Source organism: Clavibacter phaseoli, from assembly GCF_021922925.1.
GTDB classification, from domain to species: Bacteria; Actinomycetota; Actinomycetes; order Actinomycetales; family Microbacteriaceae; genus Clavibacter; species Clavibacter phaseoli.
Genome location: NZ_CP040786.1, coordinates 400,769 through 420,477, shown reverse-complemented (window position 1 = coordinate 420,477; position 19,709 = coordinate 400,769). Strand labels below are relative to the sequence as shown.

The following is a 19,709-nucleotide window of genomic DNA, read 5'->3' as shown; positions in this document are numbered from 1 at the left end:
CGGCTGCGCAGACGACGGCGGGGCCGGTCCACCAGGACCGGCCCCGCCGTCGTCTGCGCGGAAGGCGCGTCAGGAGCCGGAGTACCCCGGCATCTGCTGGACGAACGACGGGTCGCCCATCACCAACGTGGCCAGGAGGATCACGCCGATGAGCGCCGCGAGCGCCGCACCGGCGATCGGCACCCAGAACGCGATGCGTCGGCGCTTCACGAGCTCGAGCGCGATCCAGGCGGTCAGCACGAACACGATCACGTTGACGAAGTTGAGCGCGATGCCGACCACCGGCGTCTGCGGGGTGGCGGTGTACTCCCCGAAGCCGAAGAGCGCGAACGACTGGTTCAGCGATCGCGCGAGGTCGGCGTTGGAGGAGATGCTGCCGACGACGTTGAAGAGCCCCGCGGCGAGCAGGCCGACCGTGATGGCCGCGTCGAAGCGTCGGGGCGCGCGGCGCCGCTCCTGCCCCGCGAGGTAGGCGGGACGCTCGGGACGCGTGCCCGGGGTGGCGCCGTCGGAGGATGCGGGACCCGGGGCGGGCGGGGAGGTCGGCGCACCGCGCGTGCCCCGGCGCTCGGCGGAGGCGGCCTTCTCCGAGTCGCGACGGCCGTCCGCGGCGGCCCTCTCCGCCTCGCGGCGCTCGGCGAGCTGACGCTCCCGCGCCGCCTTGCGCTCCTCGGCCATCTGCTCGGCGAGCGTCTGCGGCGCGGCGGCCTTGCCGGCCTTCCTCCCGCCGCGACCGGCGGACGCCGGGGCGTCCCGCTCGGCCTGGGCGCGGCGGTACTCAGCCGCCTCGGCGACGATCCGCGCGTCCGCCTCGGACAGCTCCGACGATCCGCCGGCGTCCGACGAGGACGGCGACGCGTACTCGCCGTACCGGGGTGCCGGGCGACCGGGACGGCGCGGGCCGTCGTCGTCGCTCACGCGCGGGTGCGCCCGCCGATGGCGCGGGAGTCCGTGTTGCCGGACTGGTCCTTGCGCAGCTCCTTGGGGAGGGAGAAGACGAGGTCCTCCTCGGCCGTGACGACCGCGGTGACGTCGCCGTAGCCGGCGTCGGCCAGGTCGTCGAGCAGCTCCTGCACGAGGACCTCGGGGACGGACGCGCCGCTCGTGACGCCGACGGTGTTCACGCCGTCGAGCCACTCCTGCTTGACCTCGGACGCGTAGTCGACGCGGTAGGACGCCTTGGCGCCGTACTCGAGCGCGACCTCGACGAGGCGGACGGAGTTCGAGCTGTTCGCGGATCCGATGACGATCACGAGGTCGGCGTCGACGGCGACCTTCTTGATGGCGACCTGGCGGTTCTGCGTGGCGTAGCAGATGTCGTCGCTCGGCGGGTCCTGCAGGTTGGGGAAGCGGGCGCGGAGTCGGCGGACCGTCTCCATCGTCTCGTCGACCGAGAGCGTGGTCTGCGAGAGCCAGACGAGGTTGTCGGGGTCCTTGACCTCGATGACGTCGGCGTGCTCCGGGGAGTTGACGACGATGGTCTGCTCGGGCGCCTCGCCCGCGGTGCCCTCGACCTCCTCGTGGCCCTCGTGGCCGATGAGGAGGATCTGCATGTCGGCCTTGGCGAAGCGCACGGCCTCGCGGTGCACCTTGGTGACGAGGGGGCAGGTCGCATCGATGGCCTGGAGCCTGCGGTCGGCCGCGCCCTGGACGACGGCCGGCGAGACGCCGTGCGCGCTGAAGACGACGTGGGCGCCCTCGGGGACCTCGTCGACCTCCTCCACGAACACCGCGCCCATGCGCTCGAGCGTCGAGACGACGTGCACGTTGTGGACGATCTGCTTCCGCACGTAGACGGGGGCGCCGTAGCGCTCGAGCGCCTTCTCGACCGCCACGACGGCGCGGTCGACGCCGGCGCAGTAGCCGCGGGGAGCGGCGAGCAGGACCTTCTTGGGTCCGGCCACCGGGTTATCCTTGAGCCTGTTGCGGACGCCGGGCATCCGCGGCATCGACAGGCTGACGACGGGTGCTCCCACGAGTCGCTGGTCAGTGGTCGCTGTAGTCACAGTCCCGAGTCTAAGCGCCCGTGCTGGGCGACGAGTGGGGGAGCCATGAGCGAGACGCGCACCGTGTCCATGCCGGCGGCGGATGCCCCGACGGTCGACGCGCCCTGGCCGGTCTCCGTCCTCTCCGGGAAGATCAAGGGCTGGATCGACCGGCTCGGCACCGCGTGGGTCGAGGGCGAGATCACCCAGTGGGGCGGATCCGGCGGCAACGTCTACGGGAAGCTCAAGGACCTCGACGTCGACGCCACCGTCAGCTTCACCGTCTGGTCGTCCGTACGGGCGAAGATCCCCGCGGACCTCGGCCAGGGCGCCCGCGTCGTCGCGCTCGTGAAGCCGAACTACTGGGTCAAGGGCGGCACGCTCACGATGCAGGTGCTGGAGATGCGCCACGTCGGCCTCGGCGACCTGCTCGAGCGGCTCGAGCGGCTGCGCCAGACGCTGCGCGCCGAGGGCCTGTTCGACGCCGACCGCAAGCGCCGCCTGCCGTTCCTCCCCGGCTGCGTCGGCCTCATCACGGGCAAGGACTCGGACGCCGAGAAGGACGTCCTCCGCAACGCGCAGCTGCGCTGGCCGAGCGTGCGGTTCCGCGTCGTGCACACCGCGGTGCAGGGCGACCGGGCCGCCGGCGAGGTCACGCGCGCCATCGGGGTGCTCGACGAGGATCCCGAGGTCGACGTCATCGTCATCGCGCGCGGCGGCGGAGACTTCCAGAACCTGCTCGTCTTCAGCGACGAGGGGCTGGTGCGCACGGCGGCCGCGTGCCGCACGCCGCTCGTCAGCGCGATCGGCCACGAGGCCGACCGGCCGCTGCTCGACGACGTCGCCGACCTCCGTGCATCCACCCCCACCGACGCCGCGAAGCGCGTCGTGCCGGACGTCTCCGAGGAGCTGTCGCGCGTGCAGCAGGCCCGCGCCCGCATCGGCATGCGCCTCACGTCGCAGGTGCGCGGGGAGATCGACCGCATCGAGCAGCTCCGGTCGCGGCCGGTCCTCACGAGCACCTCCTGGATCGTCGACTCGCGCGCCGAGGAGCTCGGCCGCTACATCGCGCGATCCGCGGAGCTCGCCGGCCGCGTCGTCGAGCGCGGGATGCAGCAGACGAGCGAGCTGTCCCGGCAGCTCCGCACGCTCTCCCCGCAGCACGTGCTCGACCGCGGCTACGCCATCGTGCAGACGGCCGACGGATCCGCCCTCCGGACCCCGGCCGACGCCCCCGACGGCACCGGCCTCGTGCTGCGGCTCGCCGCCGGCGCGCTCGGCGCCACCTCCACCGGCCCCACCGACGACATCCCGTCGTCGGCCGCGCGGCTGCCCGCCTCCCCCGCCCGGGACGCCCGGCCGGCGTCCGGCGCCGAAAGCTAGGATCTCCCCCATGCCCACCAGCCCCGCCGACACCGGCGCACGCCTGCCCGACGTCTCCGAGCTCAGCTACGAGGAGGCGCGCGACGCCCTGGTGCGCGTCGTCAACGACCTCGAGCAGGGCGCGTCCACGCTCGAGGAGTCGATCGCCCTGTGGGAGCGTGGCGAGGCCCTCGCGGCCCGCTGCGAGGAGTGGCTGCTCGGCGCCAAGGCGCGGCTCGACGCCGCCCGCACGACCGCCGCGTCCGACGCCGGCTGACCGTGGCCAAGCCCCGCACCCCGAACGTCGTCGCCGAGCTCGGCCGGCCCGAGACGCCCGAGGAGACCGCCGCTCGCAAGGCCGCCGACTCCCGCCGCCACCGCGCCAAGCAGACGTTCCGCAACCTGCTCTACTCGCTCCTCGTCACGGTCGCGACCGTCGCGGTGATCGTCGCGCTCGTCCCCCGCTCGAACACCACGATCCTGCCCGACGTCGACTACGGCGCCGCGGCCGCCGAGGCGCAGGGCGGCTTCCCGCAGACGCTCGTGGTGCCCGACCTGCCGACCGCCTGGAAGAGCAACGACGCGGAGATCCGCCCGGCCGGCCGCGACGGCGTGGCCGTCTGGTACATCGGCCTCATCACGCCGAGCAACCGCTACATCGGGATCTCGCAGGGCATCGACGCGAACCCCACCTGGCTCGACGAGACCCTGCAGTCGGCCCCCGAGGTGAGCTCCGAGGAGATCGGCGGCCTCGAGTGGACCCTGTACGACAACTCGCAGGCGGACGACCCGGGCAACGTGGTCCTCGCGGCGAGCGCCGTCGACGGCGACAGCACCTACGCGATCTACGGCACCGCCGACGCGAACGAGCTCCGCACCGCCATCGACGCGGTCGCCGCGGCGCGCACCGCCCCGGCGGGCACGACGTCGACGCCGGCGCCCGCCGACGGCACCACCAGCACCACCGCACCCGGAGAGGGGATCGAGGGATGACCGACCAGGACGAGCCCGTGCAGAGGCCCGCGGACGTGTGGGCCGAGATGGTCGAGGGCAACGCGCGCTTCGTCGCCGGCACCCCCGAGCACCCGCGCCAGGACGTGGAGCGCCGCGCGGCGCTCGCCCACGTGCAGCGCCCGGTCGCCGCGCTGTTCGGCTGCAGCGACTCGCGCCTCGCGGCCGAGATCATCTTCGACAAGGGCCTCGGCGACCTCTTCGTGATCCGAAACGCCGGCCAGATCATCTCCGACTCCGTGCTCGGCAGCCTCGAGTACGCCGTCGCCGTGCTGGGCGTGCCGCTCATCGTGGTGCTCGGCCACGACGAGTGCGGCGCGGTGCGCGCCGCCATCGAGAGCGCCGCGCCCGACGCGGAGGCCCTGCCGCCGCACATCGCGAACCTCATCGCCCCCATCGCGCCCGCCGTCCGCCGCGTCGCGGGCGACCACGTCGTGCCCAGCGAGGTCGACGCCGGCGAGGTCGGCCGCCAGCACCTGCGCGGCACCGTGACCCGCATGTTGGAGGCATCCGAGATGATCTCCGACCGGGTCGCGGCCGGTAGCCTGGCCATCGTCGGCGCCAACTACAAGCTCCTCGAGGGCACCGCGGTGCCCGACGTCATCGTGGGCGACATCCCTCGCTAGAGGAGCTGTCCGCGCTGACCCGCACACCCCAGGACCCACCAGGCCATGGGCGCATCACCCGTCCCGAAGGAGAGAGAAACAGCGTGGTCGACACTTCCCCCGGATCCGACAGCAGCTCAGCGGACGACTTCCGCATCGAGCACGACACGATGGGCGAGGTGCGGGTCCCCCGGACCGCGCTGTACGCCGCCCAGACGCAGCGCGCCGTCGAGAACTTCCCCATCTCCGGCCGCGGCCTCGAGCCCGCGCAGATCCAGGCGCTCGCCCGCATCAAGCGCGCCGCCGCGATCGTGAACGGCGAGATGGGCATCATCGACGACGATGTGTCCGCCGCCATCGTGTCCGCCGCCGACGAGGTCGCGGGCGGATCCCACCACGAGCACTTCCCCATCGACGTGTACCAGACGGGCTCCGGCACGAGCTCGAACATGAACATGAACGAGGTCCTCGCGGCGCTCGCGACCGCGTCGCTCGGCAAGCCCGTGCACCCGAACGACCACGTCAACGCGTCGCAGTCGTCGAACGACGTCTTCCCCACCTCGGTGCACGTCGCCGTCACGGGCGCGCTCCTCGCCGAGCTGATCCCCGCGCTCGAGCACCTCGCGGAGTCGCTCGAGACGAAGGCCGAGGACTGGAAGGGGCTCGTCAAGGCGGGCCGCACGCACCTCATGGACGCGACCCCGGTCACGTTCGGCCAGGAGTTCGCCGGCTACGCGCGCCAGATCCGCCTCGGCATCGAGCGCGTGCGCACGGCGCTCCCCCGCGTCGCGGAGGTCCCGCTCGGCGGCACGGCCACCGGCACGGGCATCAACACCCCGGTCGGCTTCCCGCAGAAGGTGATCCGCGTGCTCGCGGACGACACGGGACTCCCCGTCACCGAGGCGCTCGACCACTTCGAGGCCCAGGGCGCGCGCGACGGCCTCGTCGACGCGTCCGGCGCGCTGCGCACCCTCGCGGTCAGCCTCACCAAGATCTGCAACGACATCCGCTGGATGGGCTCGGGCCCGAACACGGGCCTCGGCGAGCTGCACATCCCCGACCTGCAGCCCGGGTCGTCGATCATGCCCGGCAAGGTGAATCCGGTCATCCCCGAGGCCGTGCTCATGGTGTGCGCGCGCGTCATCGGCAACGACGCCACCGTCGCGTGGGCGGGCGCCTCGGGCCTGTTCGAGCTCAACGTCGCGATCCCCGTCATGGGCTCGTCGCTGCTCGAGTCGATCCGCATCCTCGCATCGTCCACGCGCCTGCTCGCCGACAAGACCGTCGACGGCCTGCGCGTCAACGAGGAGCACGCGCGGGCTCTCGCGGAGTCGTCGCCGTCGATCGTGACGCCGCTGAACCGCATCATCGGCTACGAGGCCGCGGCGAAGATCGCCAAGCACTCGGTCGCGCAGAAGATGACCGTGCGCGAGGCGGTGGTCGACCTCGGCTACGTCGAGCGCGGCGAGATCACCGAGGAGCAGCTCGACCAGGGCCTCGACGTGCTGCGGATGACGGCGCCCGGCCTGTAGCCGCCGCTCCGCACCGACGCCGACGGGCGCCGGTCCCCGCGGGGACCGGCGCCCGTCGTCATGCGCCCGGCGGATGGATCGCACGGGGTCGCCGTCGAGCAGCCCCGTGACGAGCGCCGCGATCGCGCTGCGCTCCGAGCGCGTGAGCGTGATGTGCCCGAACAGCTCGTGGCCCTTGAGCGTCTCGATGACGCTCGCGACGCCGTCGTGGCGGCCGACGCGGAGGTTGTCGCGCTGCGCGACGTCGTGCGTGAGCACCACGCGCGAGTTCTGCCCGATGCGGCTGAGCACCGTGAGCAGCACGTTGCGCTCCAGCGACTGCGCCTCGTCGACGATCACGAACGCGTCGTGCAGCGAGCGCCCGCGGATGTGGGTGAGCGGCAGCACCTCGAGGATCCCCCGCTCCACCACCTCGTCCATGACGTTCTGCGAGACCACGGAGCCGAGGGTGTCGAACACGGCCTGCGCCCACGGGTTCATCTTCTCGGCGGCGTCACCCGGCAGGTAGCCGAGCTCCTGGCCGCCCACCGCGTACAGCGGCCGGAACACCATGATCTTGCGGTGCTGCTGCTTCTCCAGCACCGCCTCGAGCGCGGCGCAGAGGGCGAGCGCCGACTTGCCGGTGCCGGCGCTGCCGCCGAGGGAGACGATCCCCACCTCGCGGTCGAGGAGCAGGTCGATCGCGAGCCGCTGCTCCGCCGAGCGGCCCTTGAGGCCGAAGACCTCGCGGTCGCCGCGCACCAGGTGCACCGTGCCGCGGCGGACGACGCGGCCGAGGGCGGATCCCCGGTCGGAGTGCAGCACGACGCCCGTGTTGACGGGCAGGTCCTGCACGACGCGCGTCTGCAGCGTCTCGCCGTCGTAGAGGTCGGCCATCTGCTCGCTGGAGAGCGTGACGTCGGCCATGCCGGTCCAGCCGCTGTCGACGGCGAGCTCGGCGCGGTACTCCTCCGCCTGGAGGCCGATGGACGCGGCCTTCACGCGCAGCGGCATGTCCTTCGAGACGACCGTGACCGCGAGGCCCTCGGTCGACAGGTTGAGCGCGACCGCGAGGATCCGGGAGTCGTTGTCGCCCAGCTGCAGCCCGTTCGGGAGGGCCGACATGCTCGAGTGGTTCAGCTCGACCCGCAGCGTGCCGCCGGCCTCGCCCACCTCGATCGGGAAGTCGAGCCGCTCGTGCTCCTCGCGGAGCTGGTCGAGGTGGCGGAGGGCCTGGCGCGCGAAGTAGCCGATCTCCGGGTCGTTGCGCTTCGCCTCGAGCTCGGTGATGACGATGACCGGGATCACCACCGCGTGCTCGGCGAAGCGGAAGAGCGCACGCGGGTCGGACAGGAGGACGGAGGTGTCGAGCACGTACGTGCGCTCGGCCTGCGGCGTCCCCTCCCCCCGGCTCGCGCGTCGTGCGGTGCTGCTCTGGCTGTCCATCGGGGCCACGGGCCACTCCATCCCCGAGCGGTCGCGCTCGGATCCTGACGGCGATCGGGCCACGGTGGCGAGAAGAGATCCTGCGGCCCTCTCGATCGGGCGCCATGCCCGATGAGTGGAACCTACGTCGCGCACCGCCGTGCTGACCAGAGCGACGCGGGTCCGGATGTGTCGTGGACATTAACTCTTCCTCGACCCGCGCCCGACGGCGCCCGGAGACGCGTCAGGAGCCGAAGCGCCGCTGCCGCGAGGAGTAGTCGCGGAGCGCGCGCAGGAAGTCGACCTCGCGGAGGTCGGGACCCAGCGCCTCCATGAAGTAGAGCTCGCTGTGCGCCGACTGCCACAGCATGAAGTCGCTGATGCGCTGCTCGCCCGAGGTGCGGATCACGAGGTCCGGATCCGGCTGGCCGCTCGTGTAGAGGTGCTCGCCGATGAGGTCGGGGGTGAGCAGGGCCGCGAGGTCCTCGAGGGTGCCGCCCGCGAGGTGGTGCTGCTGCACGATGCTGCGCATGGCGTCGGCGATCTCGGTGCGCCCGCCGTAGCCGACCGCGAGGTTGATGTGCAGCCCCGGGTTGTCCTTCGAGCGCTCCTCCGAGGCGTCGAGCCGGGCGATGAGCTCGGGCGGCAGGCCGGCGTCGGATCCCACGTGCTTCACGCGCCAGTCGCGGTGCCGCGAGAGGTCCTCCGCGAGCTCGCCGATGATGTCGATGAGCGCGGTGAGCTCGGCGCTGCCGCGGCCCGTGAGGTTGTCGGTGGAGAGGAGGTAGAGCGTCGTGACCTTGACGTCGAGGTCGTCGCACCACTCGAGGAACTCGAGGAACTTGGCCGCTCCCGCGCGGTGCCCGTGGGCCGCGGACTCGAGCCCGAGCTGGCGGGCCCAGCGGCGGTTGCCGTCGAGGATCATCGCGATGTGGTGCGGCAGCGCGTCGCGGTCGAGGCCGCGGCGGAGGCGCTTCTGGTACGCCCGGTAGAGCAGACCGCGCCACGGTCGGATCGGCTTCTCTCGCACGGAGGCCACGCTATCCCACCTGCCCGTGAGCCCGGATCGCCCGCCCGGCTGACGTCGTCATCGGCTGTCCTACACTCGCAGGATGACGCCCGCCGCCCCGTCCCCCGGCCCGCTCGGCACCCCGGATGGCGCGTCGCCGGAGGACGACCACGTCGCCCACCTCCCGCTCGTCGAGGACGCGCAGGACGTCGGCCCGGAGCCGAAGCCCACCTGGCGCGGCTGGCTGCACGCGGGCATGACCCCGGTGGCGCTCGTGCTCGGGATCGTGCTCATCGCGGTCGCCGACGGGACCGCCGCGCGCATCGCGTGCGCCGTGTTCGTGGCGTCGTCGCTGCTGCTCTTCGGCGTCTCGGCCGTGTACCACCGGTTCGACTGGTCGCCGCGGGCGAAGATCCTCCTCAAGCGGATGGACCACGCCAACATCTTCCTGCTCATCGCGGGCTCGTACACGCCCATCACGGTGCTGGCGCTGCCGCACGGGAAGTCGGTGCTGCTGCTCTGGCTGGTGTGGTCGGGCGCGGTGCTCGGGGTGCTCTTCCGGGTGCTCTGGATCGGCGCCCCGCGCTGGCTCTACGTGCTGCTGTACCTCGTGCTCGGCTACGCGTCGCTCGTGTTCATCGTCGACTTCTTCCGCGCCGACGCGGCCATGATGACGCTCATCCTCGCGGGCGGCCTCGCCTACACGGTCGGCGCGGTCGCGTACGCGCTGAAGCGGCCGAACCCCTGGCCCGGCCGCTTCGGCTTCCACGAGATCTTCCACGCCTTCACGCTGGTGGCGTTCCTCTGCCACTGGACGGGGATCCTGCTGGTGGCGACGCACCCGCCCGTCGTCTGACCGGGCGGGCGCGTCGGCGCCCGCTACAGGTAGGGCTGCACGTTCTCCGTGTAGGCGGACGTGAGCTGCGTCGCGGCGGCGGGGAACACCTGGGCCGGGTCGGCGTCCTGAGTGAGGATCTGCGACCACGGCTGCTGCAGGTACGTGTCGCCGTTCGGGATCAGCGTGCGCGCCCAGTCCTGCGAGCGCACGTGCTCGAGGCTGTCGTACACGGTCCGGAACGCGGGGTTCGACGCCCAGAAGCCCGTGAGGTCGGACGACTCGCCCGCGGAGGTGCGCACGGGCGCGTACCCGGTCTTCTTCGCGAACGCGACCTGCTGGTCGACCTCCGTGACGTGCTTGATGAACATGGCCGCTGCGAGCTGCTGCTCCTTGGTCTTGCTGCCGACGACCGCGAGGCCGGTGCCGCCCGTGGGGACGAACTGGCCCTGGGGGCCGCCCGGCAGCACGCCCGTGCCGATGGGGAACTTGGCGCTCGCGGTGACGATGCCGACCGCGCCCGCCGAGGCGATGGTGCAGGGCGCGAGCCCGCCCGCGAAGTCGACAGCGGTGTCGCCGCTGGCCGCCGCCACGTTCGCGATCTTGGAGTCGAAGACGAGGCCCTGCGCGTAGCGGGCCGCCTCGAGCGTCTCGGGCTGGTCGAGCTCCAGGTCCCAGCCGTCGGAGTACCGGCCGCCGCGGCCCCAGAGCACGTTGCTCATCGCCCACGTGCCGATGGATCCCTGCGGCAGGCGGACGGCGGGGTTGCCGCCGGTGGCCTGCATGATCGCGGGCGCCCACTCCTCGAGCTCGGCCCAGGTGTCGGGCGCGCGGTCGGGCAGGCCGGCCTTCTGCCAGATCGACTTGTCGTAGTAGAAGATCGGCGTCGAGCGGGCGTACGGCACCGCGTAGCGGGCGCCCTCGTAGAGGTAGTCGTCGAGGAAGACCTCGTTGAAGTCGTCGAGCTCGAAGCCGAGGTGCGCCATGAGGCCGTCCATGGCGATCGACTGCTTGTTGACCATGTAGCGGAACCACCAGGTGTCGCTCGCGTTCACCATGTCGGGCATGCTGTCGGTGCCCGCGGCCGCCTGCAGCTTCTGCGCGATCTCGTCGTAGCTCGCGCCGCCGGTCACCACGTTGACGGTGATGCCGGTCTTCGCGAGGAAGTCGGATGCGAACTGCGCCTCGAGGTCGGAGGTCTGGCCGGGGTGCGTGGTCCACCAGGTGATGTCCGTGGCGGGCTGGATCCCGTCCCAGTCGGTGTCGGGGGCGGCCGTCGCCTGCGCGTCGGCGCCGACGGACGGACCGGAGCAGGCGGCGAGCATCGCCGTGCCGCCGAGGACGGCGCCGAGCTTCAGCACGCCGCGGCGGTCGAACGGGCGGGCGGCGAAGCCGCCGAGGGCCGAGCGGGGATCGATGGGCATGGTTCTCCTGGGGTTCGGGATGCGGGTCGAGCGGGGAGGGGGTGAGGCGGGAGGGGGTGTGCGGGGAGGGGACGTGCGTCAGCCGGTCACGGCGCCGGCGGTGAGGCCGCCGACGATGCGCCGCTGGAAGACGAGGAAGATCGCGAGCACCGGGATCGTGACGATGACGGTGCCGGCCATGAGCACGCCCCAGTTGGTGATGCCCGTGGTGTCCTGGAGCAGGGTGAGCCCGACGGGCAGCGTCATCATGCGCGGGTCGGTGGTGACGAGGAGCGGCCAGAGGTAGTCGTTCCACTCGCCGACGATGGAGACCAGGGCGACCGCGGCGATCGTGGGGCCCGACATGGGGATCACGAACGACCACAGGCGACGGAGGTGCCCGGCGCCGTCCATGGCCGCGGCCTCGAGCACGGAGCCCGGCAGCGTGAGGAAGTGCTGGCGGAAGAGGAACGTGCCGTACGCGCTCGCGACGCCGGGGAGGATGAGGCCCGGGTAGGTGTTGATCCAGCCGAGGCCCGCGATGACCTGGTAGTTCGGGATCATCACGATCTGCTGCGGCACGAGGAGCGCGAGGATCACGACGCCGAACCAGACGTTCTTGAACGGCACGCGGATGAAGACGAGCGCGTACGCGGTCATCAGGCCGAGCAGCACCTTGAGGCCCGAGCCCGCGATCGTCTTGATGAGGCTGTTGGTCGCGAGCGTGGAGAACGAGACCGTGTCGGACGCGGTCGCGTAGTTCGTCGGCGCGAAGGACGACGGCAGGAGCTGGAGCGGCAGCGAGTAGATCTCGCCGAAGTCCTTGAAGCTCGTGAGCACCATCCAGACGAGCGGCAGGAGCATGACGAGCACGGCGAGGGCGAGCGCGAGGTACGTGCCGGCGAGCGACGGGCGCCCGGATCCCGACGCGGACGGGCGGAGGCCGCGGCGCGGGCGGCGCGATCCCGCGGGGACGGCCGCGGGCTCCGGGCGGGCGAGGGTCGTGGTCACGAGTAGTGCACCTTCCGCTGGACGACGACGAGCTGGACGAGCGTGACGACGAGCAGGACGAGGAACAGGATCGTGGCGACGGCGGACGAGTAGCCGGCCCGGCCGGCCACGAAGCCCTCGTGGTAGATCTGGTACATCATCGTGGTGGTCCCCTGCAGCGGCCCGCCCTTGGTCATGGCGCTGATGAGGTCGAAGGTCTGCAGCGAGCTGAGCAGCGTGGTCACGCTGAGGAAGAACGTGGTCGGGCTGAGCAGCGGCAGCACCACGCGGAGGAACGTGCGGATGCGGCCGGCGCCGTCGAGGGCCGCCGCGTCGAGCAGGTCCTTCGGCACGGCCTGGAGGCCCGCGAGGTAGATGAGGGCGCAGTAGCCGAGGTCACGCCACACCTGCACGGTGGTGACCATCGCCAGGGCGGCGCCCGGGTCGCTGTACCAGTCGGGCGACGGGAGCCCGACGAGCTGGAGGCCCGCGGAGATCAGGCCGAAGTTCGGGTCGAAGACGTAGAGCCAGAGGAAGCCGACGGCGACGCCGGAGAGCACGTACGGCGCGACGATGATGGTGCGGACCGGACCGCGCAGCCGGATCCGGCGGTTGAGCAGCACGGCCACGCCGAGCCCCAGCGCCATCGAGCCCACCACCGTGACGCCGGTGAAGATCACCGTGACCGAGACGACGGTGGGGGTCTGCGGATCCTGGAACCACGCGACGTAGTTGGCGAGGCCGACCTCGCGGGCCACCGAGGAGCCGATGTTCCACTGCAGCGTCGAGTAGTAGAAGGACTCGAGGAGCGGCTTGTACGTGAAGACCGCGAGCAGCAGCACGTTCGGGCCGACGAAGGCGAGGAACAGCAGGCCGTCGCGCACGCGCGGGCCGCGGCGGCGGCGAGGTCGCGGGGCGGCGGGGCGCGCGGCATCGGTCGGGCGGGGCGCGCCGGTCGGGGGCGGCGCGGCCGCCCGGGCGGGCGCGGTGGTGTGCGTCACGTCGGTGGTCCTCCTCGCACCCGGATCGGGAACGTTCCCGGATGCCCGGCGAGCTTCGCGAGCGAGGGTGAACGGACCGCTTCCATCGCGTGGCGCGAGGGTGGACGAGCGACGGCCAACGCCCCCTGTACGGGGGACGTCGGCCGTCGGGTGGCGCGCGCGGAGGCGCCGCGGATCAGGTGCGGGGAGGACCTGCCTGGCCGTCGGGCGTCGCCGGGTCGTCGGCGTCCGGATCCGCGGGCGGCGACGTGCGCGCACCGCGCTCGGGCGCCGTCCCTCGCGCGAGGTCGGCCTCGAGCTTCTCCGCCTCCAGCCGGCCCCGGATCTCCTCGCGGTAGCGCGTGCGGCGGATCCGGCGGGTCATGTCGACCATGAGCAGCAGCACCGCGATGGCCACGAAGAAGATCGCGATGAAGCCGACGGGGCCGGGCGAGACGGTGTCCGGGTCGAACTCCGCGGTGGGCGTGGGGCTCGGCGTCGTGGTGACGGCGGTCGCGAGACGGAGGACGAGGTCGGCGCCGCTCACGCGCGGGCCGCCTGCTCCTCGTCGACGATCCCGGCGAAGAGGTCGTGCTCCTCGTCCGGGGCGTCGACGCGCGACTCCACGAGCTGGAAGTCCTCGAACGGCCACGCCCGCTGCTGCAGGTCGCGCGGCCAGCGGAAGAAGGTGCTGTCGGGCGCCACCTGGCTCGCGTGGGAGAGGAGCGCGCGGTCGCGGGCCTCGAAGTGGTCGGCGACGTGCACGTGCGTGGTGGCGAGGTCGGGGCGGTCGCCCATCCAGCCGAGCATCTCGTCGACGGCCGCGAGCATCTCCGGGGCGGCGTCGGAGGCGACCAGGTGCTCGCGCACGGCGCGGATCTTGGCGCCGTTGAAGATCCGGTCGAAGTAGAGCTTGGAGATCTCCCACGGCTCGCCCGCGTCGGGGTACGAGCCCACGACGCCGGACTCGCGCCACGCCTCCATCGCGATCACGTGCGCCTGGATGTGGTCGGGGTGCGGGTAGCCGCCGTTCTCGTCGTACGCCACGAGCACGTGCGGGCGGAACCGGCGCACCAGGCGGATGAGCGGCTCGGCCGACACCTCCACCGGGATGCTCGCGAACGACGCGGGCGGCAGGGAGCCGTCCTCGCGCGCCATGCCCGAGTCGACGTAGCCGAGCCAGCGGTGCTGCACGCCCATGACGGCCTGCGCGCGCGCCATCTCGATGCGGCGGAGCCCCGGCAGGTCGCGCTCGGCCATCGCGCGCTCGGCGAGGCCCTCGTTGAGGATGTCGCCCGCCTCGCCGCCGGTGCAGCTGACGACCATGATCTCGGCGCCCTGGTGCGTGTAGTGGGTGTACGTCGCCGCGCCCTTGCTGGACTCGTCGTCGGGGTGGGCGTGCACGGCCATGAGGCGCAGGGTCACGGGGCTCCAAGGGTGGGGAAGGTAGTCTGGATCCCCAGAGTACAAGGTGCGTGTGAGGAGATCGCCGTGACGACCGAGTCCCGCTCCCCCGCCCCCGCCGGGCCGCACGCGGACGACGACGAGACCGTCGAGCACCGCGTCGCCGCGCCCCGTTCGACGCCCGCGCTCGACGAGCGGTACGGCCGCACGCGACCCGCGCGCATCCGACAGCGCTGGCTCTACGGCACGGCCGGCGGCCTCGTCGCGCTGGTGTTCGGCGCGTGGGTGCTGTGGGCCGGGCTCGACCAGGCGTCGGGATCCATCGACGCCACCGACCGCGCCTTCGACATCGTCGACGACCGCACCATCGACGTCACCTTCTCCGTCGTCATGCCCGCCGGCACGGAGGCCTTCTGCGCGGTGCAGGCGCAGGACGAGCAGCGGTCGATCGTCGGCTGGAAGGTCGTCGAGCTGCCCGCCCAGGACGGCTTCGAGCGGATGGAGACGGTGCGCCTCCGCACGACCGGTCCCGCGGTGACCGGCTTGATCCACAGCTGCTGGCCCGCCTAGAGTGGGGGATTCGCCTCGACGGTTCCGTCGGGGCGTCCGTGCGAGTGCAAGGAGTCCATCGTGGCGCAGGAGCAGGCAGTCACCTGGCTGACCCAGGAGGCGTTCGACCGCCTCAGCAGGGAGCTCGACACCCTCAGCGTGCAGGGCCGCGAGGAGATCGCGAAGAAGATCGAGATCGCCCGCGAGGAGGGCGACCTCAAGGAGAACGGCGGCTACCACGCCGCCAAGGAGGAGCAGGGCAAGATCGAGGCGCGCATCCGCCAGCTCACGCAGCTGCTGCGGACGGCCGAGGTCGGCGACGCCCCCGAGAGCCACGGCGTCGTGGAGCCCGGCACGGTCGTCACCGCGCTCATCGCCGGCGACGAGACGAAGTTCCTGCTCGGCAACCGCGAGATCGCGGGCGACAGCGACCTCGACGTCTACAGCGAGCAGTCGCCGCTCGGCGCCGCCATCATCGGCTGGGAGGTCGGGCAGAAGGGCGCGTACACCGCGCCCAACGGCCGCGAGATCCCCGTCGAGATCCAGGCCGTGGAGAACTACACGCCGTAGCGCGCGACGTCATCACGACGGGAGAGGGGACGCGGACCGCATGGTCCGCGTCCCCTCTCTCGTGAGCGCGCCGCGCCGCGCCGCGGGGCGCCGGCCGTCAGTCGCGCTGGAGGCGCGGGTCGTACCCGGCGTCGCGGAGCCGCTGCACGACCTCGCCGGTGTGCTCGGGTCCGCGCGTCTCCACGCTCACCTCGAGCTCGACCTCGCTGATCTGCAGCCCGCGACCGTGGCGCGTGTGCAGCACCTCGACGACGTTCGCGTTCGCCTCGGAGATGATCTGCGACGTGCGCGCGAGCTGGCCCGGGCGGTCGGGCAGCATGATCCGCAGCTTCACGTAGCGGTCGCTCGCGGCGAGGCCGCGGCTGATGACGCGCTCCATCATGAGCGGGTCGATGTTGCCGCCCGAGAGGATCACGACCGTGCGGCCGGCGTCCTCCACGAGCCCCGCGAGGATCGCCGCGACGCCCACGGCGCCCGCGGGCTCGACCACGAGCTTCGCGCGCTCGAGCAGGAGCAGCAGGGCGCGCGCGGTGTCGTCGTCCTCGACCGTGACGATCTCGTCGACGCTGTCCCGGATGATGTCGAAGTTGAGCAGGCCCGGCTTCGCCACCGCGATGCCGTCGGCGATCGTCGGCGTGATCTCGATCTCGGTCGCGCGACCCGCGGCCAGGGACGGCGGGTAGGCGGCGGCGTTGCGCGCCTGCACGCCGATGACGCGGATCGTGCGGCCCTCCTCGGCGGCGCGCAGCTTGAGCGCGGTCGCGACGCCGGAGATGAGCCCTCCGCCGCCGATCGGCACGACGACCGTCTCGACGTCGGGCGTCTGGTCGAGGATCTCGAGGCCGAGCGTGGCCTGGCCCGTGATGACGTCCTCGTGGTCGAACGGCGGGATGAGCACGGCGCCGGTCTGCGCGGCGAACTCGGCGGCGGCCAGCAGCGGTTCGGCGACCGTGTGCCCGCGCAGGATGACCTCGGCGCCGTACTGGCGCGTGGCCTGCAGCTTCGGGAGCGCGACGCCGACGGGCATGAAGATCGTGGCCCGGATCCCCAGCTCGCGCGCCGCGAACGCGACGCCCTGCGCGTGGTTGCCGGCCGACGCCGCGACGACGCCGCGCGCCTTCTCCTCGTCGGTGAGGCGCGAGATCCGGTTGTAGGCGCCGCGGATCTTGTACGAGCCGGTGCGCTGCAGGTTCTCGCACTTGAGGTGCACGGGGCTGCCGAGGATCTCCGCGAGGAACCGCGACGACTCCATGGGCGTGACCTCGGCGACGCGGCTGACCACCGCGCGGGCCGCCTCGATGCGCGCGAGCGTGGGAGCGGATCCGCGGGGCAGCTCCCCGGCGAGCGCCGCGGCGTCCTCCCCCAGCTGCGACGGATCGAGCTCGTCGCCGACGGCGCGCAGGTGCGGCAGTTCGGCGTGCGGCGCGGCGGCGGCCTCTTCGGCGGGGGTCCGGGCGGGGGCGGCGTCGGTCATCGGGTGGGCTTCCTCGGGTTCGGGCGGCGGGTGGCGTGCGCGGCGTCGGCGGGGACCGCGGGCGGCGGCGGCTCGGGCTGCCCCCGCCACGCACCGCTGGCGACGTGCTTGACCATGGAGTTGAGGGTGGCGACGAGCGGCACGGCGAAGAACGTCCCTGCGATGCCGCCGACCATGCCGCCGGCCGCGACCGAGAGGACGACCGCGAGCGGGTGCACCTTGACGACCGAGCCCATGATCAGCGGCTGGAGGACGTGGCCCTCCACCTGCTGCACGATGAGGACGATGGCGATCATGATCAGCGCCTGCGTCAGCCCGTTGTAGACGAGGGCGACGAAGACGGCGAGCGTTCCCGTGACGACCGCGCCGACGATCGGGATGAACGAGCCGAGGAACACCAGCACGCCGATGGGGATCGCGAGCGGCACCCCGATGATCGCGGCGCCCCCGGCGATGCCGACCGCGTCGATGAGTGCGACGAGCACCTGCACCTTCACGAAGTTCTGGAGCGTGCTCCATCCGGCCCGGCCCGCGCCGTCGACCGCGGGACGCGCGAGCCGCGGGAAGAGCCGCACGACCCAGCGCCACATGCCCGCGCCGTCGATGAGGATGAAGAGGGTCGAGAACAGCACGAGCAGCACGCCCGTGAGCACGTGGCCGAGCGACGACGTGACGGAGAGGGCGCCGCTGAGGAGCGCGCCCGCGTCGCGCTGCACGGCGTCGACCGCCTGGGAGTACGCGTCGTTGAGCTGCTGCTCGGACAGCTGGAGCGGCCCGTCGGTGAGGAAGCCGCGGAGGTCGGCGTAGCGCGTGAGCGTCTGCGCGCGGAGGGAGTCGTACTGCCCGATGATCTGCGTCGTCACGAGGTAGACGAGGGCGGCGACCGCGACGATCACGCCGATCTCGGAGATCGCGACGGCGAGCCACTTGGGCACGTGGTGGCGCTGCATCCAGTTCGAGATCGGGACGAGCAGGGCCGCGAGCACGATGGCCAGGAAGAGCGGGATGACCACGTACTCCAGCTGGATCACCAGCCACGCGACGACCCCGAGCACGCCGAGGATGAGGAGCAGCCGCCAGGCCCACGCGCCCGCGATGACCATGCCGGGCGGCACGGTCTCGGCGACGGTGCGCGCGACGGGCGGGGCGGAGTCGACGTCGGGCTCCGCGGGCCGCTCGGCCGCGCGGGCGGCCGCCGCGGCGCGCGCACGGGATCGCTGGCCGAAGATCATGCTGGGAGTCTAGGACGGGGCTCCCGTGCGGCCGCTCCCCGCCGGGCCGGTGCCGCCCGGTCGGGGGTCGCCGCTAGCGTCGCAGCATGGCCGACTCCGTCTCCCCCGCCCTCGCCCGACGCGTGGCCCTCGCGGCGCAGGGGCTGGGCCGGCCGCATCCGGGTGCCGCGGGCACCCGTCGCCTCGCCGCGGAGATCCGCCGGCTGGGCCTGCTGCAGATCGACTCCGTCAACGTCTTCGAGCGCAGCCACCACCTGCCCGTGCTCGCCCGCGTCGGGCCCTACGACCGCGCGGCGCTCGACCGGATGCTGTTCGGCGGGGGCGGCGCGTACACCGAGTACTGGGCGCACCAGGCCGCCGTGCTGCCCGTCGAGGACCTGCCGCTGTTCGGTTGGCGGATGGCCGCGGAGCGCGCCCGGCGCACGCGACCCGGCTCCTGGGCGCTCGAGCACGCGCCGCTGATCGCCGAGGTGCGGGCCGAGCTCGCCCGCACGGGACCGGTCCCCGCGAGCGCGATCGAGCACGAGTCGAACGTCCGCACGGGACCGTGGTGGGGCTGGTCGGACGTGAAGCGCGCCCTGGAGGCGATGTTCGCGTGGGGCGAGATCGCGAGCGCCGGGCGGCGCGGCTTCGAGCGCGTCTACGGGCTCGCGGAGGACGTGCTGCCGGCCGCCGCCCTCGACCGCGAGGTGCCGGAGGAGGACGCCGTGCGGGAGCTCGTGCGCCGCGCCGCGATCGCGCACGGCATCGGCACCGCCGCCGACCTCGGCGACTACCACCGGCTGTCCCGCGCCGCGACCGACCGCGCCCTCCGCGACCTCGCCGACACGGGCGAGGTGCTGCCCGTCACCGTGCCCGGCTGGGAGGGGCGCGGGAAGCCGCTGCCCGTGTGGCTGCACCGGGACGCGCGGCTGCCCCGACGGATCCGCGGCGAGGCCCTGCTCTCCCCCTTCGACCCCGTCGTGTGGTTCCGCGAGCGGGCGCTGCGCCTCTTCGACCTGCACTACCGGATCGAGATCTACACGCCGGCGGCGCAGCGCGTGCACGGCTACTACGTGCTGCCGGTGCTGGTGGACGACGAGATCGTCGCCCGCGTCGACCTCAAGAGCGATCGGCAGGCGGGCGTGCTGCGCGTGCAGGCGTCGTGGATCGAGGGTCGGCACGATCCCGCGACGGTCGCCGAGCGCATCGCGCCGCTGCTCGAGCGGGCCGCGGCCTGGCAGGGGCTGGATCGCGTGGGCGTCGTCGACCGCGGCACGCTCGCGCCGGCGCTGCGGGCGCACCTGCCGGCCGTCGCGGCCGGCGCCCCCGTCGACGTCGACGACGACGCTGCCGCCGCCGCGGATCCGGCCGGGTGACGCGCC

Annotated in this window: 19 protein-coding genes and 1 pseudogene; 9 read left to right on the top strand and 11 right to left on the bottom strand. The window is 72.8% G+C overall.

The annotated features are described in order from the left end of the window. Window positions 1-69 precede the first annotated feature (69 nt). On the bottom strand, window positions 70-918 hold the full coding sequence (locus tag FGI33_RS02020; RefSeq protein ID WP_119433953.1) for a DUF6264 family protein: 849 nt from the start codon (window positions 916-918) through the stop codon (window positions 70-72). Further along, window positions 915-1,949 carry a 4-hydroxy-3-methylbut-2-enyl diphosphate reductase gene (locus tag FGI33_RS02015; protein ID WP_119433954.1) on the bottom strand — a complete coding sequence of 345 codons (1,035 nt, stop codon included), beginning with the start codon at window positions 1,947-1,949 and terminating at the stop codon, window positions 915-917. The genes FGI33_RS02020 and FGI33_RS02015 overlap by 4 nt, the downstream gene beginning before the upstream one ends. A gap of 102 nt (window positions 1,950-2,051) precedes the next feature. On the opposite strand from FGI33_RS02015, the gene xseA reads away from it, so the two are divergent. The 5 genes from xseA to FGI33_RS01990 all read left to right on the top strand — a co-directional run bounded on the left by xseA (window position 2,052) and on the right by FGI33_RS01990 (window position 6,495). Further along, window positions 2,052-3,368: an exodeoxyribonuclease VII large subunit gene (gene xseA, locus FGI33_RS02010; RefSeq protein WP_119433955.1), complete on the top strand. Its 1,317-nt coding sequence runs from the start codon at window positions 2,052-2,054 to the stop codon at window positions 3,366-3,368. Window positions 3,369-3,378: 10 nt separating this feature from the next. Beyond that, on the top strand, window positions 3,379-3,624 hold the full coding sequence (locus FGI33_RS02005; protein WP_015490867.1) for an exodeoxyribonuclease VII small subunit: 246 nt from the start codon (window positions 3,379-3,381) through the stop codon (window positions 3,622-3,624). Window positions 3,625-3,626: 2 nt separating this feature from the next. Next, window positions 3,627-4,340 (top strand): DUF4245 domain-containing protein, encoded by a 714-nt coding sequence (locus FGI33_RS02000; RefSeq protein ID WP_119433956.1) that lies wholly within the window; start codon window positions 3,627-3,629, stop codon window positions 4,338-4,340. After that, window positions 4,337-4,984 (top strand): carbonic anhydrase, encoded by a 648-nt coding sequence (locus FGI33_RS01995; protein WP_119401919.1) that lies wholly within the window; start codon window positions 4,337-4,339, stop codon window positions 4,982-4,984. Before FGI33_RS02000 ends, FGI33_RS01995 begins: the two co-directional genes overlap by 4 nt. Before the next feature lie 83 nt (window positions 4,985-5,067). Next, complete coding sequence (locus FGI33_RS01990; protein WP_119433957.1) at window positions 5,068-6,495, top strand: class II fumarate hydratase; 1,428 nt, start codon at window positions 5,068-5,070, stop codon at window positions 6,493-6,495. Between the two features lie 90 nt (window positions 6,496-6,585). Here FGI33_RS01990 and FGI33_RS01985 read toward each other — a convergent pair. Continuing rightward, a pseudogene (locus tag FGI33_RS01985) lies at window positions 6,586-7,920 on the bottom strand (PhoH family protein); the annotation flags it as partial. Between the two features lie 223 nt (window positions 7,921-8,143). Next, window positions 8,144-8,929, bottom strand: coding sequence for an isoprenyl transferase (locus FGI33_RS01980; RefSeq protein ID WP_119433963.1), 786 nt, complete (start codon window positions 8,927-8,929; stop codon window positions 8,144-8,146). Between the two features lie 82 nt (window positions 8,930-9,011). Here FGI33_RS01980 and trhA point away from each other — a divergent pair, with 82 nt between their 5' ends. Further along, window positions 9,012-9,764 carry a PAQR family membrane homeostasis protein TrhA gene (gene trhA, locus FGI33_RS01975; RefSeq protein WP_119433958.1) on the top strand — a complete coding sequence of 251 codons (753 nt, stop codon included), beginning with the start codon at window positions 9,012-9,014 and terminating at the stop codon, window positions 9,762-9,764. A 23-nt stretch (window positions 9,765-9,787) separates the two neighbouring features. On the opposite strand, the gene FGI33_RS01970 is transcribed toward trhA, so the two are convergent. The 5 genes from FGI33_RS01970 to mca all read right to left on the bottom strand — a co-directional run bounded on the left by FGI33_RS01970 (window position 9,788) and on the right by mca (window position 14,541). Continuing rightward, on the bottom strand, window positions 9,788-11,167 hold the full coding sequence (locus FGI33_RS01970; protein WP_119433959.1) for an extracellular solute-binding protein: 1,380 nt from the start codon (window positions 11,165-11,167) through the stop codon (window positions 9,788-9,790). A gap of 78 nt (window positions 11,168-11,245) precedes the next feature. Beyond that, window positions 11,246-12,157, bottom strand: a complete 912-nt coding sequence (locus FGI33_RS01965; RefSeq protein WP_119433960.1) for a carbohydrate ABC transporter permease — start codon at window positions 12,155-12,157, stop codon at window positions 11,246-11,248. Further along, the gene (locus FGI33_RS01960; protein ID WP_420022554.1) at window positions 12,154-13,137 is read right to left on the bottom strand and encodes a carbohydrate ABC transporter permease; all 984 of its coding nucleotides are present in this window, start codon (window positions 13,135-13,137) and stop codon (window positions 12,154-12,156) included. Before FGI33_RS01960 ends, FGI33_RS01965 begins: the two co-directional genes overlap by 4 nt. Window positions 13,138-13,312: 175 nt before the next feature. Next, window positions 13,313-13,663 carry a hypothetical protein gene (locus FGI33_RS01955; protein ID WP_119434574.1) on the bottom strand — a complete coding sequence of 117 codons (351 nt, stop codon included), beginning with the start codon at window positions 13,661-13,663 and terminating at the stop codon, window positions 13,313-13,315. Then, window positions 13,660-14,541 carry a mycothiol conjugate amidase Mca gene (gene mca, locus FGI33_RS01950; RefSeq protein ID WP_182623295.1) on the bottom strand — a complete coding sequence of 294 codons (882 nt, stop codon included), beginning with the start codon at window positions 14,539-14,541 and terminating at the stop codon, window positions 13,660-13,662. The genes FGI33_RS01955 and mca overlap by 4 nt, the downstream gene beginning before the upstream one ends. 66 nt (window positions 14,542-14,607) lie before the next feature. Here mca and FGI33_RS01945 point away from each other — a divergent pair, with 66 nt between their 5' ends. Both FGI33_RS01945 and greA read left to right on the top strand, forming a co-directional pair. Beyond that, window positions 14,608-15,090 (top strand): DUF4307 domain-containing protein, encoded by a 483-nt coding sequence (locus FGI33_RS01945; protein WP_119402809.1) that lies wholly within the window; start codon window positions 14,608-14,610, stop codon window positions 15,088-15,090. Between the two features lie 60 nt (window positions 15,091-15,150). Further along, window positions 15,151-15,639: a transcription elongation factor GreA gene (gene greA / locus FGI33_RS01940; RefSeq protein ID WP_012299701.1), complete on the top strand. Its 489-nt coding sequence runs from the start codon at window positions 15,151-15,153 to the stop codon at window positions 15,637-15,639. Between the two features lie 97 nt (window positions 15,640-15,736). Here the strand turns inward: greA and ilvA are convergent, their stop codons facing one another. Both ilvA and FGI33_RS01930 read right to left on the bottom strand, forming a co-directional pair. Beyond that, complete coding sequence (ilvA, locus tag FGI33_RS01935) at window positions 15,737-17,113, bottom strand: threonine ammonia-lyase (protein ID WP_119434573.1); 1,377 nt, start codon at window positions 17,111-17,113, stop codon at window positions 15,737-15,739. Beyond that, entirely contained in the window at window positions 17,110-18,345 is a 1,236-nt protein-coding gene (locus tag FGI33_RS01930; RefSeq protein WP_119434572.1) for an AI-2E family transporter, read from the bottom strand. Before FGI33_RS01930 ends, ilvA begins: the two co-directional genes overlap by 4 nt. A gap of 86 nt (window positions 18,346-18,431) precedes the next feature. Here FGI33_RS01930 and FGI33_RS01925 point away from each other — a divergent pair, with 86 nt between their 5' ends. Next, window positions 18,432-19,703, top strand: coding sequence for a winged helix-turn-helix domain-containing protein (locus FGI33_RS01925; protein ID WP_237582177.1), 1,272 nt, complete (start codon window positions 18,432-18,434; stop codon window positions 19,701-19,703). The last annotated feature ends 6 nt before the right edge of the window (window positions 19,704-19,709 follow it).